Annotated in this window: 9 protein-coding genes; 2 read left to right on the forward strand and 7 right to left on the reverse strand. The window is 40.2% G+C overall.

Features of this window, described 5'->3' with window-relative positions; genetic code table 11:
- The coding region (locus tag DBR11_RS18670) for a glycosyltransferase family 2 protein (RefSeq protein WP_108554151.1) at positions 1-816 on the forward strand (816 nt) is incomplete at its 5' end.
- Between the two features lie 9 nt (positions 817-825).
- Positions 826-1,992, forward strand: a complete 1,167-nt coding sequence (locus DBR11_RS18675) for a glycosyltransferase family 2 protein (RefSeq protein ID WP_108554152.1) — start codon at positions 826-828, stop codon at positions 1,990-1,992.
- Between the two features lie 7 nt (positions 1,993-1,999).
- On the opposite strand, the gene DBR11_RS18680 is transcribed toward DBR11_RS18675, so the two are convergent.
- From DBR11_RS18680 to DBR11_RS29670, 7 genes are all read right to left on the reverse strand, one after another.
- Positions 2,000-2,995 (reverse strand): LCP family protein, encoded by a 996-nt coding sequence (locus tag DBR11_RS18680; protein WP_108554158.1) that lies wholly within the window; start codon positions 2,993-2,995, stop codon positions 2,000-2,002.
- 10 nt (positions 2,996-3,005) lie between these two features.
- Positions 3,006-3,731, reverse strand: a complete 726-nt coding sequence (locus DBR11_RS18685; protein WP_108554153.1) for a TylF/MycF/NovP-related O-methyltransferase — start codon at positions 3,729-3,731, stop codon at positions 3,006-3,008.
- A 28-nt stretch (positions 3,732-3,759) separates the two neighbouring features.
- Positions 3,760-4,479, reverse strand: a complete 720-nt coding sequence (locus DBR11_RS18690; protein ID WP_108554154.1) for a 4'-phosphopantetheinyl transferase superfamily protein — start codon at positions 4,477-4,479, stop codon at positions 3,760-3,762.
- Positions 4,480-4,481: 2 nt separating this feature from the next.
- Positions 4,482-8,438, reverse strand: coding sequence for a non-ribosomal peptide synthetase (locus DBR11_RS18695; RefSeq protein WP_108554155.1), 3,957 nt, complete (start codon positions 8,436-8,438; stop codon positions 4,482-4,484).
- 1 nt (position 8,439) lies between these two features.
- Positions 8,440-15,060, reverse strand: coding sequence for a type I polyketide synthase (locus tag DBR11_RS18700; RefSeq protein ID WP_108554156.1), 6,621 nt, complete (start codon positions 15,058-15,060; stop codon positions 8,440-8,442).
- 324 nt (positions 15,061-15,384) lie between these two features.
- Positions 15,385-15,570 (reverse strand): hypothetical protein, encoded by a 186-nt coding sequence (locus DBR11_RS18705; protein ID WP_108554157.1) that lies wholly within the window; start codon positions 15,568-15,570, stop codon positions 15,385-15,387.
- 381 nt (positions 15,571-15,951) lie between these two features.
- Positions 15,952-16,182: hypothetical protein (locus tag DBR11_RS29670; protein ID WP_158275328.1), on the reverse strand; the 231-nt coding region annotated here is incomplete at its 5' end.

Here is a 16,182-nt window from a genome sequence, read left to right on the forward strand (position 1 = left end):
GTAGAGTTGATCCTGGTAGACAATGGGAGCATGGAAGACCACAGAGAAGCTTATCTGGAAATATATCCCGAATTGATCTATCTCCGTTCAGAGAAGAATCTTGGTTTTGCTGGCGGAAATAATCTCGGGATTAAGCAAGCTACCGGGGATTACCTATTATTACTTAATAATGATACAGAGATTACAGCAAATCTAATTGATACATTGATAGCTGAATTTGAAGAGAAGCCGGATATAGGTCTGCTTTCTCCGTTAATACTTTATTTTGAACAACCAGATGTAGTGCAATATGCAGGCTATACAAATATGAATTACCTAACTTGCAGGAATCATACCATTGGTCAAATGGATAAAGATACAGGTCAATACAGTGATGACAGCAGAGAAACAGGATATTGCCATGGTGCAGCCATGATGTGCCGGCGAAGTGATTTGAAAGATGTAGGTTTAATGGCAGAACAGTTTTTTTTGTATTACGAAGAACTGGACTGGTGTGAGCGATTTAGAAATGCAGGAAAGAAGATCTGGTTTACAGGGCGCGCCAAGATCTATCATAAAGAATCGATGAGTGTTGGGAAAGAAAGCAGCATTAAGACTTATTTTATGACCCGCAACAGATTGCTTTTTGTCAGAAGAAATACCAGTTGGGTGAATACTGTTTTATTTAGCATGTATTACATCTTACTAGCCTGCCCAAAACAAATTTTTACTTATTTAAAAAAAGGAAGGAAGGATCTAGTGAAATGGGTGTTTAAGGGACTGGCATGGAACTTTTCCAATAGAGCCGATAGTGATAAATTAGGTTACAAAATTTAAACTTAACAAATGATAATAATTTTCTGGATCAGTTTGTTTCTGATTTTCTACACGTTTGCCGGATATGCTTTGGTGCTTTTTGTAATGATCAGAATTAAAAGACTATTCAAAAAGACCGCGATATACGAAACGACAACACTTATGCCTACTGTTACGGTACTTGTTGCAGCCTATAATGAAGAAGACCTGATAGATGAAAAAGTACTGAATACCATTAACCTGGACTATCCCAAAGAAAAGATACAATTTATCTTTATAACAGATGGCTCTACCGATAGAACTGCCGAACGCATTAGAAAATATAATGGAGTAACTGTTTTGCATGAAGATCAGCGTGCAGGCAAAATGGCTGCAATAAAACGAGCGATTCCATTTATTAAAGGAGAAATTACAGTATTTACTGATGCAAATACCTTTTTAAACAGAGAAGCACTATTGGAGCTCATCAAGCATTATCAAAACCCCAGGGTTGGAGCGGTTGCCGGAGAAAAAAGAATCATGGTGGAAGAAAAGGCAGATGCCAGTTCAGCAGGAGAGGGTTTCTACTGGAAGTATGAGTCACTGCTAAAGAAATGGGATTATGAATTATATTCCAATGTTGGTGCGGCAGGCGAGTTGTTTAGCATTCGAACGGCGCTTTATCAGCCTGTAGAATCAGATACGATCATCGACGATCATATGATTGCCATGCGAATTGCGGAAAATGGTCACATCATTGCGTACGAGCCTAAAGCTTACGCCGTGGAAACAGCCTCTGCAGATGTCAAAGAGGAGCTGAAACGGAAGATTCGTATTGCTGCCGGAGGTATCCAGTCTATCTTACGTTTAAAGAAAGCAGCCAATCCATTTCATTATCCAATATTTACATTTCAATACATCAGCCATAGGGTGTTAAGATGGACAATTACACCATTCCTGCTGATCCTGGTTTTTATACTAAACGCATTACTTGCCTTTAAAGGAGCGGGCACAGGTTACTTGCTGCTGTTTCTTGCACAGATAATTTTCTATAGTCTTGCTTTAGCTGGCTATTTTCTTGAAAAGAAGAACATTAGAATCAAAGCACTTTTTATACCTTATTATTTTTGCGTTATGAATTATGCTGTACTTGCTGGTATGATGCGATATTTTAAGAAAACACAAAGTGCTGCCTGGGAAAAGTCGAAAAGAAAATAAATTTGCTTTAATTCTTATTTAGCGGCTTAATGTCTTTATATATGAAATCATGAAGAGAAACAGCAGTTGCCTTTAAATCGGTAGTAAGATACCAGATGTTGTTTATTCTTTTTCCGGTACTCTGCTTGTCCAATGGAAAGCGAGCCTGTTCAATGGCTTTATTTTTGGCTCCTAAAATGCCACTTGCAAAGCCTAACATCGTCATATTATTCATGCTGGTTTCTAAATTGGGCATCACCTGTGAAGCTAATACAGGAAACATATTCTGACCAGCGTTTTTGATTTGATTAAATAACGCAACCATAACCGACCGTTGCCTTTCCGTCCGTTCATAATCTCCGCGGCCAACATATCTTATTCTTGTGTAGGCAACAGCCTGATTTCCATTTAGTCTTTGTAAGCCAGCTTTAGAAACGTGCTCGGCTTTAGAAACAGTTCCGATATTCACAAGTTCATCAAGGTAGTTATTCAAATAGGGCACTTCTGCTTCTTTAACATCAATCATCACCCCACCTAAAGCATCTACTATTTTTGCAGCACTGTAGAAATCAACATTCATATAGTCCTTAATATCCATTTCGAAATTCTGATTGATGGTTTTTACAGCCAATTGTGGTCCGCCCAGGGCGAAAGCAGCATTAATCTTATCCATTCCTTTACCCTCGATATTTACATAGGTATCGCGCATAATAGAAGACATTTTAACTTGTCCTTTCTGCTGGTTTATAGAAAGGATGATAATGACATCTGAGTTGGATTGATCATGAGTATTTCGCCTATCTACACCAAAGAGGGCAATATTGATAGGTGGATTGGTCATTTCATTTATGGCTTTTTGAACTTTAGGCGAAATACCAAGTGCTTCAGGTGTTTTAATTAGAGATCCTTTAATGATAGGTTTAACTTCCTTATGTATAAAAGTGGTATCTTGAGCAACGGCTGAGTAGGAGAGCATAAAGCCAAAATGCAGTAGAAAAAGGAGATGATTTAAATAGCTTTTCATAAAGTCTTTATTATTGTTTCCGAAAGTAAGCATGATAATACTGATTTCCATATAATAGAATAATTTCTTCAGGTTTATCTGCAAGGAATTCATCGCAGGCCAGCTTTACACCAGGATTTGCATTATGGCCTGTACCATTAATTTGCGGATCGTTATAGTCCATCAATACACATATGGCGCCTGCCGACATTCTGGGATAGATTTCTTTGAACAGGTCCAATAATATGTTTTTGTGCTCCTCCACATTGCCGCCATGTCCGCAGTCAATATGCACAAAACAAAGTTTTTTAGGTAACTTAGCAGGAACAGTCTCGCTGAAAAGTCCGGCATGAAGTATTGGTGCCTTCAAATGAGCAGATTGGAAACTCTCCAGTAGCACTTTTTTAATATCTCTCTTTTCTGAAAACTGAATTTCAAAAGAGTCATAAAGGTGAAGCGTTTTGTTGCTTTGATTTTCTTCTATGACTTTCTGAAATAATAAGGCACATTGCCCGGTAAAACAGCCCAGCTCTATCACATCTCCTTCCACCTGTCCCACAAGGACCTGGTTAAGTAAATGATAGTAGTTGATGCGCTGTTCTATCGTGTTCATATCTACAGTCGTATCCACAGGACTGAGCATATACCTTAATTTTAAAAACCTCAATCCTTTATTGATGAACCGCACAACTTTTAGCGAAGACGGCTTCGTATTTAACTTTGTGTAGGGAATTTTTGTAATAAAATAATTATCCATAATGAATTTTTAGTTTTTAAGAAAAGACTTAAAAGATTAAATAAATTGGTTCGGTGGCATCCGTAGCAAGCGTGCACAGACTGAGGATATATCCCTCCTGTATTTCACAAGAGTTTAACCTGAAAGCAGCGCCTTGCCTGTACGTTACTCGCGGCAAACAATTTAAAAGTGGAAGTGCATCAATCAAACCCTCACCTGTTGCTTTCAGCAGCGCTTCTTTTCTGGTCCATAAAGTATAGAAATTAAATAATGTATCACCATATAAAATGTAGTTTGACTCTTTATCGTCAAAACAACAGGGTAATAAATTTTTAAAATCAAATCCCTCATCAACACGTTCTATATCGATGCCTATTTTATTAGGGCTGAGTGCAATGGCTACAAAATTGCTACTATGGCTCACATTGAATTGAATGCCCTCAGCACTGGGCTTTTTATTCTCAGACATGTAAAACCTAATATCTTGAGGATCGGTGGAACTATATCTTGCAAGAAGCGTCCTTAAAAAGTATTTTCTCACTAGATAACTTTTACGATCATGGTCATGTACAAAACTTCGAGATTTTTCTATCTCAGTAAGGCTAAGTATAGTTTGATATTCATGTTCGATCTTTTCGTAGGCCCGTGAAACTGAAACTAAAACCACATAGGTTAAACAAGCATCAAATGTCTGTTCTGCCCGATATTCTTTCGGTAGAATATCACGGATCAACAAACTATTCGTTATTAAAGTGTCTGGATCATTCATATTTAAGATTTTTGATCTATTACTTTTTGAAGCATTTGTGCCAGTTCCCGGTCATTTGGAGGGTAGAGAAAAGTTTTGTGGTCACCCGGAATTTCATGAACATCTACTCCTTTTCTACCATAGGGTTTCCATCCAAGATACACCATGTCATCCAGATAGTAAATCCTTTCTTCTACACGAAAAAGATCGACAACAATGTCAAGAGGGGCAAGCTTATAGTTTTCGTAGGCTATATCATAACTTTTAAGAATTTCCGCATCAAAAGAAAATACCTCATCCTGGGAATTAAGTTCTTGCCTAAATAGCTTCAGCAGCTTGTTTCGCACAAATACCAATTGATAACGGATGGTTCGTCCAGGGTATTTCAGAAACAATTTAAATATGAAGGGAGCTTTATGAACTTGCCGGATTATTTTTTGCTTCAACCTCTCTAAGCCCTGGTTTGAAGGTCTTGCATATGTATCAAAGATGCCCAGCATATTAACTTCCTTACCCATTTGGAGGAGTTGCCTTGCCATTTCAAAAGCAATTTTTCCACCCAGAGAATAGCCTGCGATCAAATAGGGGCCATCAGGATTAACTTCCATAATTTCCGAATTGTATTTTGCAGCAATTTCTTCAATGGTATAGAACAATTTTGTTTTGCCCTTTAAGCCCAGTGCCTGGAGGGCATACACCGGTTGGTCGGGATCCATATGTGCCGACATGTATTTGAAAACCAGGATGTTTAAACCACCGCCATGGACCAGGAATACTGGGTTTTTAATGCCGTCAGTTTTAATAGGAACAAGCGCGTCCCAGGTGCCATCCCTCAGTTTTTCCTCTTGAAGCAAACCAGCCAGCTTCTCCACGGTAGAATTCTCGAACAGGCTGGACAGCGGCAAACGTTTTCCAGTTTGCTTTTCAATTTCTGTCATGACTTTAACAGCAGTCAAAGAATGGCCACCCAATTCAAAAAAGTCATCCCTGATGCCAATTTCTGGTAGTCCAAGACAAGTCTTCCAGATTGCCGCTACAATCTGTTGGTTTTTAGTAGCAGGTTTAATATAAGCTTGTTTATCTTCTTGCTCTGCTTCTGGAAGTTTTTTCCTGTCTACTTTTCCATTGGCCGTTAAAGGAATTTTATCAAGACCAACAATGATCCTTGGTACCATGTAATCTGGTAGTTCCTTCTTTAGGAAGTCAATAATACTGTCTTTATAAAGGACCTGAGTTTTAACTACTACATAAGCGGCCAGTTTTTTTTCACCTCCAGGACTATCAACTACAACCACGGCACATTGCAATACATCTGTATGTTTTAATAAGGTGTTTTGGATCTCACCAAGTTCAATCCGGTTTCCTCTTATTTTTACCTGGTCGTCTACGCGGCCAAGATACTGGATATTTCCATCTGGCAACCATTTGACCAGATCTCCCGTTTTATATAATTTGCTTTGTGAATCAAAAGGGTTAGGGATAAAAAAACGATCGGTCAGTTCCTGGTGGTTAAAATAGCCTCGTGCCAAACCAGATCCACCAATATACAATTCACCGGCAACACCGATAGGACTGTGGTCGAGATGTGAATTCAATACATACAAGGATGTATTTGAAAAGGCTTTTCCAATTGGAATGGTGCCTTCATATTTCCGCCTCGGGTTAATGATGTGAAGCAATTTGCCAATGGTGGTTTCTGTGGGGCCATAATGATTGACCAATAGGCAATTTGTTCCAGAATGTGTAATGGTATCGATGAATTCAACAGGAAGCTGCTCTCCTCCAAACATCATAATCTTTTCAGGATACAAACCCTGGTCGTCCAGCATGAGGTATTTCCAGTGAGAAGGAACAATTTTCAGAAAATCTATTTTATGTTTTTTAAAGTATTCATGGATGTATAAAGTACTGTTAAATTCGTCTTTTTCAAAAATATGTAGTTCTGCTCCCTGAATTAAAGCGCTAAAGAGCACGGTGTTTCCTAGATCGGTAGCAATAGAAGAGCCTAGCGCAAAACTACTACAATCTAAAATTTGAGGCAGAGCTTTTCGCAAGCCAAAAAGATAGTCAACAATAGCCCGATGCTCAATCATAACACCCTTTGGTTGCCCGGTAGAACCGGAAGTATAAATGATATAGATTAAATCCTCTGGAGAAATCCGAGAATCAATATACTGCTTTGAAGTTCTCCATACCGGACTTTTAGGATCATCCAGAACCAAAATATCGGGATTTATTTCCTTCAGCTTTAGATGTTTTAAATTATGAAGATCCGTGAGCATCACGGGCTGTCCGCAGGTGGCTATAATATAATTTTTACGATGTTCAGGGAAATCCCGGTCAACAGGAACATAAGCTGCACCTGTCTTTAATACTCCAAGGACTCCGATAATCATTTCTAAAGAAGGTTGAACGCACATTGGTATAAGCGTGCCTTTTGTAACACCTAGCGTCAATAAATGATTGGCCACCTGATTGGAACGTTCATCCAGTTCTTTATAAGTTAGAGACTTTTCGCTGTGAATGACAGCAACACGTAATGGTGAAAGATCCGTATGTTGTTTTATCAGATCAAGAATGGTTAAGTCAGAAGGTATATCCACCCGAGAAATGGCTAGTTCCGGAAATGGCTGAGGATGGAGCAAGACTGCACTAATTGCTGTTTCAGGACTTGTCGTAATTGTTTCCAGCAGCAATTCGAATTCTTTCATCATTCGGTCAATTGTAGCAGAAGTGAAAAGCTGGGTGTTGTATGCCCACTCAAAAATCATCGCATTTTTAGAACCATTGACATTGAGTGAAATTTCAAAAGTCTGGCTTACACGGGGATTAGAGAATAAATGATGTGTCAACCCATCAAATTTCACCTTCTCATCCATACCCATATCCACATTAAAAACCACAGGCACCAATGGAACACTAGACTTATCTCTCTTTAAATTTAAATTTTGCAATAATTCGCCAAAAGTTAGCCTTTGATGATCATAGGCATCATAGATTTCAGACTTTCTGATCTTTAGATAATTTAAAAAAGAAAGCTGAGGAGAGACCTTACTCTTTAACGGAAGTAAATTGACACAATGGCCAACCAAACCAAAATAGCCTGTAACCGATTGCCCGGCGGCAGGCAAGCCCAATACCAAATCCTGTTGCCCGGTGTGGTGGTAAAGGTAAACTTCAAAAGCGGTAATCAGGGTAGCCACCAGACTTGCACCCGATTGAGCTGAAAGTTTTTTCAGCGCCTGAAGAAGGTCAGGATTTAAAACATAATCATTTCGTTTTCCTCGATAGGTCCGTACTGCAGGCCTGGCAAAATCGAGGGGCATATTAAGCACTGGGACATTTTTCCTGTACTTTTCCATCCAGAAATGAAGTGTTTCAGCATACTCACTGCTGTTCCTGAAAGCAAGCTGCTCTATTGCATAATCGCTGATTTGTTCAGCCTGTGGAAGATGGGGCGTCTCAGAACGGAGATAAGCGTTGTACAATTTACTCAGATCTTCCAGAATGATACCTATAGACCAGCCATCACCAATAATATGATGGATGATCAAGGTAAAATAGTGTTTTCTTTCTTCCAGTTGGTGCAGATAAATCTTAAACAGCGGACCATTATAAAGATCAAAGGGTTTGGAAATTTGCTCCTGTATAAACTCCGCATCCGGGCCATCATAGGAAATCAACTCAACCGGCCTATCTTTATAAATGATCAGATCTTCACCGCTTAAACTGACCACAGCCCTTAAAGCTTCGTGTCGTTTAATTAAATCGGTAAGCGCATTTTGAAATGCGTTTAAGTCAAAAATACCTTCCAGTAAAAGAGATACAGATTCATTATAGGCCAAACTCGCATCATCGCCACCCAATATACAAGACAACCACAATTCCCGCTGAGCCTCATTGGTGAGTACCACCTTTTCAATCTCTTTTCCGGAAAATGGATCATGGTCAACCTTTATAAAAGTATACTTATCTGTCATTTTAGCTTATTCTTGGTTGAACTTGTAAAAATGTGCCTTTATTCTTTTCGTCTTCAATAAACCAGGCAGGATTTCCCTGCGCATCTTTCCCCAGACGCGCGCCTGGAAGAGGGGGATGATTGATGTCCAGTACGGGAGTTGTCCGTTGGTGATTTAACGAAGGCTGTGTATAGGTGCTGAAAAAGCCACCCTGGATCATTTCATCCATACTCTCGATAAAACAATTCCTAACCTTTTCTAAATCCTCCCCAGACATGGCTTCGGTTATGAAGCAAGGAAATCCATCCAGAATGTGAATCCCTTTTTCTCTCATTAAAGTAAACATCAGTTCACTATAAGGAACCTCTTCATGAAACTTAACCTTCCAAAGAGAACCATAATTTGCTATAAAAAAGGGAAGATGTCTTTTTTCAATTTCAACGTTTAAAGCAGCAGAAAGGTCTTCGCCTTTTTTGTTTAAACTCAATTGCAGTTCAGGACCTTTCTCTTTAAGGTAGGTTAAGGATGCTTTTGCTGCGGCAAGTGCAAGAGGGTGACGGACAAACGTTCCTGCAAAATAAGTAACGCCCACCTCTGGATAAGACTGATCTCCATAATTCCATGCACCCCCATCAAGGGCATCCATAAACTGTTTTTTTCCAGCAATGACACCAATAGGAATACCAGCGCCAACTACTTTACCATAAGATGCCAGATCTGCACGAATATCAAACAGAGCTTGAGCACCTCCCGGATGCATTCTAAACCCAGTAATGACCTCATCAAAAATAAGTGCTGCACCCGAAGAAGCTGTAACTGCTCTTAATTCCTTTAAGAAATCGAGAGGTACAAACTCTGGCCTTCTGCTTTGTATAGGCTCAACCAAGACAGCCGCAATTTCATGCGAACGTTCTTTAATAATGGAAAGAGATTCTTCTGTACCATAATCAAGTACAAGGATGTTTTGCACAGCTTCTGGCATAATTCCAGCTGCAGCAGGAAAGGATTTAAGTTTTTTAGTTCCTCTAACCAGAACTTCATCAATGATTCCATGATAAGAACCGGTAAAAGCCACAATGAGTGAACGTCCGGTAATGGTTCTTGCAATCCGGATGCAGCCTAAAACGGCTTCCGAGCCTGTGCTGCACAGAGCCGAACGATCAAAGCCTGTAAATTCACACACCAGTTTACTCACTTCTGCTGCAAGTTCATGTTGAGGTCCTACCTCATAACCTTTCTCTATTTGATCGTGCATCGCTTCCCTGATCACATCTGGCTGGTAGCCTAACAGGTTAGATCCAAAGCCATTTAAAGTATCAATATACTCATTGCCATCCAAATCCCAAAGGCGGCTGCCTCTCGATTTGTTGATCACAATTGGGTAGATCAATTCCTTGGTCAGCGGTTTAAAGCCGGATACTACTCTTGGATCTGCCATATAGGAGCGGCTTTCCTGCGCGTAATTTTTACTCTTTATCGTTTTCCTGGTGTAACGTTCTGTCAGGTCAGCCAGAAGTTTCCGCTGATCCTGGTTTAATTCCACAGACTGGCGGTCAATTTTTGGCGTAGCACCAAAAGGTTTTTGTATTTCTGCTTTTTCCTGTGGGCTTAAATCCTGTTCTTCTGAAGCTTTTTTAGGGAGGCCATTAACCGCTGGCTGAACTGCAGAGGTTTGCGGAGCAGAAACAGCCGGAATGGGTTGCCCATGCATGAGCATAACCTGTTTAGACAAGATTTCCAATTGCTGTGCAATAAGGCCGAGTGCCGTATCGTTTACGGTACCCGGATTAGCGTATTGCGTATTCATAACAGGCTGAACGGCAATGGGAGCTGGGATATGAGTATGTACAGGACTTCCAAATGCCTCTGGAGCTGTGTTTTGACCAATATAAACTGCCAGCAAATCTATAGAAGAATATTCTTCATTTAATTTTCTAAATGTAATGGGCAGGTTGAACTCTTTTTTTAATGAAATAGCTACTTGGGTGAGCAGCAGAGAATCGAGTCCAATTTCCAGGAAATTTCTGTCAGATCCAATATTTTCCATTTCTATACCAGAAGCATCTTCTAGTACCTGTCTGATCTTTAATTTAAGGTTTTCGTGTCTCATTGTAAGAGAATTAATCGTTTCAATAGGTCTTTCTTGTGATAGTATAGCCGTATTAACTGATGGTGTTTTAATTATTTTATTTATCTCCAGCCAATAGCGTTTTCGGTCAAACTGATAGGTTGGGAGATTTAAAATTAACCGCTTTTGATCTCCATAGTAATTTTCCCAGTTGGGATTTAATCCACAATTCCAAAGCTGTCCAAGCGTATTTAACAAGCCCGGGTAATCCTGATCTTTACCAGGGAGACTAGGCAGAGCCTTTAAAGAACCAGCATTCTTGCCTGCCACTTGTTTTATAAGTGTAGTCATTGTTGTTCCTGGCCCGGTTTCCAGAAAAAGAGGCGAGTCAAAGCTGAGTATCGTCTCTATGGCTTTAGAGAATTGCACCGTATTTCTTAAATGATTGGCCCAATAATTCGGATCCTGAGCTTGTTCATCAGTGAGGAGTTTACCGGTTACAGTAGATACAATAGGTATTCTGGGTTTCGATAGCGAAACTTCAGCCACTACAGCCCTAAAATCGGCTACAATAGGATCCATCATAGAAGAGTGAAAGGCATGGCTTGTAAAGAGCAATTTGCTAAGGATGTCTTTCGCTTGTAGTAACTCGCTGAAGGCCTGGATCTGCTGGTCCGGACCCGCCACTACACAAAGGAAAGGACTGTTCACAGCCGCCAGTGATAAATCCCCGGTTAATAGCGGGGCAATCGATTCTGATGAACTCCTGATGGATAACATAGATCCTGAAGGAAGACCATTTACCATGGCACCCCGAGTGGCAATTAATTTTAATCCGTCTTCCAGTGTAAAGACACCCGCTAAATGCGCAGCCACGTATTCACCAATACTGTGACCGCAGAGCATTGTAGGCACAATGCCCCAGTACATCCACAATTTGGCTAATGCATATTCTGTGACAAAAAGTGTAGGTTGCGTATATCTGGTTTCACGGAGCAGATCATTCGCTGCTTCTGTGATCTCTGGCGGAAAAATAATTTGGCGAATATCCCTTTGCAGATATTCATGCAATAATAAAGCACATTGGTCTATAGCCTCTCTGTAAACCGCCTCGTTTTTATAAAGATCAGAAGCCATATTAAGGTACTGTGCGCCCTGACCCGGAAAGGCAAATACTATTTCTCCCGGCAGGCTTTGCAGCAAATTCAATTCTTGCGATGTAGGCGGATTCAGTTCCAATGAGCGCATGGCCGAAGCTGCATCACTTGATACCATAAACCTTCTAAAGCGAAAAGCTTCTTTAGATCTTTGCAAGGTGTACGAAACATCGGCAAGATGAACATCTTGATGTTTCTGGAAATATTCAAGCAAAGCAAGGTCATAGGCATTTCTGCTGTTTTCAGATTTTGCAGACCAGTTCAGGAGTTCATAAGGCCTTCCCGGACTGGAAACAGGAGCGGGGGCCTGGTGCTGATATTCCTCCATCACCACGTGTACGTTGGTGCCACCAACACCAAAAGAACTCACCCCAGCAATTCTTTTGGTTGTTGAATCCCAGTCAGAAAATTCAGTCTGTACATAAAAAGGACTGCTTGGAAAATCAATATTTTTATTTGGAGATTGATAACCTAAAGAGGGAAGTAGTTTCTTGTAATGAAGGGATAAACATGTCTTGATCAGTCCTGTGACACCTGCGGCCTGAGTCAAATGGCCAAAATTGCTTTTTACAGAACCTATAGCACAGAACTGTTTGTGCTGCTGAGGCCCAAATGCTTTCAGGAGACCTTCAAACTCTATAGGATCACCAATTGGAGTTCCAGTTCCATGGGCTTCAATATATGTGATTTCTGCTGCTGAAATACCAGCATCCCTAATGGCCGAACGTATAGCTTCTGCTTGACCATCGGTACTTGGTGCGGTAAAACTTCCCTTCCCGCCACCATCGTTATTTGCCCCAACACCTTTGATCAGGCCAAAAATCAGATCGCCATCCCTTTGTGCATCTTCCAGTCTTTTTAGTAAAACAACACCAGCTCCGTCACTGAACACTGTGCCTGTTGCTTCATTGTCAAAAGGACGACAATGACCATTGGCGCTTAGCATGCTGCCTTCCTGGTAAATATGGCCGCTATATATAGGGGATGTAACACTCGAGCCACCAGCGATAGCCATATTACATTGTCCTGCGCGTAAACTGTTCACAGCTTCCACCACAGCCAGTAAAGAAGTGGAGCAAGCCGAATTGATACTTACAGCCGGCCCTTGCAGATTGAGATGATAAGCTGTTCTGGAAGCCAGGTAATCTTTTTCATTTACCGTTAGCACTTGTAAATTGCCTTGGCTTTCTATTTTTTCGGGATACTGTAATATATTGTTTACAAAATAAGTATTGGCCCCGCTGCCCCCAAACACCCCGGTTTTGGTGAGGTGTTTTGAGGAAAAATTTCCCGTTTTCTCCAGTAATTCCCAGCAAATTTCCAGGAAGATCCGAAGTTGCGGATCCATGAGCTCGGCAAGCTTTACATTCAGTCCGAAGAACGCGGGGTCGAACTGATCCGCACCTTCTATAATCCCTCTTGCTTTCACATAGGCTGGATCATTTTTAACCAAATCCGGAATACTATTGTCTAAATCCTTCTCTTTAAAAAAAGTCGTCGTTTCCTTCCCTTCTGATAAGATGGACCATAATTCTTCAATAGTGTTGGCCCCAGGAAATCTTCCCGCCATGCCTATGACTGCGATATCTCCCGATAGCGCCGTTTTTAGCAATGCTGAATCAAGATCTTCCTCTTCAACCTGTTTAGGGCCCAGGAAGCCAGCTATACCCTTAATAGAAGGATATTGATACAGTTTGGTAATTGGCAATTCATAATTGAATTCATATTTGAGTGTCGCCACCGTTTTTTGGGCAAGCAGAGAATTTCCTCCCAGATCAAAGAAATTATCATAGACGCCAATCCGGTCGTATCTGAACAGCTCCATCCAAACACCAGCGATATCTTTTTCCATCTGACTGTGCGGAGTCTGATAAATCACATTTAAATCGGGCCTAAATGACTCGGGTTCAGGCAATTTAAGTCGGTCTACTTTGCCGCTGGTGGTTTTTGGCAGCTCATCCATCCATACCACTGTTGAAGGAACCATATAATCAGGAAGTAAGTCAGCCAGCTGGCTTTTGAGCAACAGGCCGTCCTTATTGTCGTTTTGGCCAACCACATAAGCAACAAGATACTTTCTTCCAGGTTGATCCTCTCTCAATACCACAGCAACCTGACTGATATCTGCCTGTTGCATAATCGCGATCTCAATCTCGCCAATCTCTACTCTGTTACCTCTTATTTTTACCTGACCATCTTTTCTTCCAAGAAATTCTATCTCCTTATTGTCCATTAATTTTCCCAAATCTCCAGTGCGGTAGAGTCTTATGGAGCCTTTCGATGGATGTAACCAGTCTATAAACCGGTCAGCAGTCATTTCAGGCTGATGCAGATAGCCATTAGCCAGGCCTGGACCCGAAATGAACATTTCGCCAATTTCTCCATCTTTAACTAATTGTAGGGCCTCATCAAGGAAATAGATGGAGGAATTTGCCATCACGCTGCCTATAGTAGGGATAGGAGGCCAGTCCAAAGCATTTCCTGATAGTTTTAATTCTGTAACCCAGATGGTAGTTTCTGTTGGTCCGTAGACATTTACTAAAACACTGTCTGGTAACGCATTAAAGAAAGTTCTGATGGTAGGCGTGATTTTGAGCAATTCGCCGCCTGTGATGATTTCTTTTAGCTTTGAAGGAAAAACATGCTCTGCAACAGCAGCTTCGGTTAAATATTGTAAAGTAACATAAGGAAGAAAAGCTTTGTTGATGTCATGTTTGATGATAAATTTCAACAATTGCCCTGCATCCAAACGAATATCTTCTGTTAGAAGAAACAAAGTTCCCCCGCTTGTAAGAGTTACAAAAATTTCCTGAAATGAAGCATCAAAGCTTAAATGGCAGAATTGCAAGGCGTTTATTCCATTTCCAGTGAGTGCATATTTATGCTGCCAGAACAGAAAATTAACCAGTCCTTTATGTCCCAGGCATACACCTTTAGGCTTTCCTGTAGACCCAGAAGTATATAGAATACAGGCATTTAAAGATTGAAATGGAACAGGGGTTTCCATGCCTTGCTGCACCTCATCTGATCGTATTGTTCGAAGGCCCAAGTTCTGATAAATTTCTCTGTTTTTTGATAAGCTCAGACAGGTTTTTATCCGGGAATCTTTTGTTATTTGTTCAAGTCGGTGCTCCGGATAGCCAGGATCTAAAGGTAAATAGGCTTTTCCTGCCTTCAAAATAGCCAATACTGAAATAACCATTTCCAGACACTTTGTAGTGTCCACGCCTATAATTTCCTCATCCCGGGCCGCATCTATAAGAGCATAAGACAACTGATCTGCCTTATGGCTCAGTTCTTTATAGGATAGAGACTCTTCTCCGAAAACCACTGCAGTAGCATCAGGATAAATTTGAGTGGAAACTTCAAAAAGCTCATGAACAGGTGGATGTAAGGTATTTAGTTCTTTTGCGGACATAGGGAGTGGCAGGGGTGTTATCTAATCTTTGATTTAGCGGAATTCAAAACAAAATATATTCAAATGAATAATTGTAATTTCATTTCTATTTTAAAGAAATATAAGCAACAATTTTCTAATCAACATATTTTTTCTCATAGTAACGCAAAACTTAAGCCAAATCACTTAATGATTGGTTCAATGTTGTCTTTAATAAAGTAAAATGATCTTCTTATAGTCTGCATGAATTCTACTTGCAATCAATGGAATTAATCTAAAAGGGATTAAAATAAAAGAGGACCCCTAAAGGTCCTCTTTTATTAAATATCATCATGAAATTTTAAATTACCTTTTTTCAGGAGGCGTGGAAACGATTTCGCCGAACTCATTTACGTAGGCCATCATACTTTCCAAATCTCCACCTGTAGAGTTTTGCTGGCGTTCCAATTTACGTTGTTCTTTGTCCTCTTTTTTCTTTTGTCTATTTTTTTCCAATTGTTTCTTCATGAAGGTAGCTTGCGATTTAGCCATATATTATAAATTGTTAAGTAAGAAAATAACTTTTCTCTGTATGCCTGTTCTGCCAAACTATTATTAGCCGCTCTGGAGCGTATATTGACTTTGCGAAGATTAAATTTCCCGGATGACAACGGATTGGAGACCCGGGATGGAGTTAAACCCAATCTAATGACAATGATTGGCAAGTATTATAGTAGAGAATAGCTTAATGATATTCCGTTTACCGCAAATATACACAAAATTAAGAACATATAAAAGGGGTATACTGCCTGAGAGATATTTGGGCCTATCCCTATTGGAACAATATCATCTATATCCTGTATCTTTTTGTTCCAAGTTTTATCTGTGCTTCTGCGCTACATCTTACAGCAGACAGAACTTCAGAAACTAATATCACCTCCCTACAGTTAGCTGGTATTGAATCACAGCCTTTGCAGGCATTGTCTTCGTATTTTTTCTTCTGGCTGCTCCGGTAATCAAATAAGTAATATTTGAATTTAAGTTGGACTCGAGATCACTCGTATTGGTAATCGGAATGTTAATCCCTGTAGAATAGGAATCAGGATTGTTATTTAAAGAACCAATAACAATCGAATTATTGGTTGAAAAAGACAAGCCTAATCC

The organism is Pedobacter sp. HMWF019 (genome assembly GCF_003061025.1).
Classification (GTDB): Bacteria; Bacteroidota; Bacteroidia; order Sphingobacteriales; family Sphingobacteriaceae; genus Pedobacter.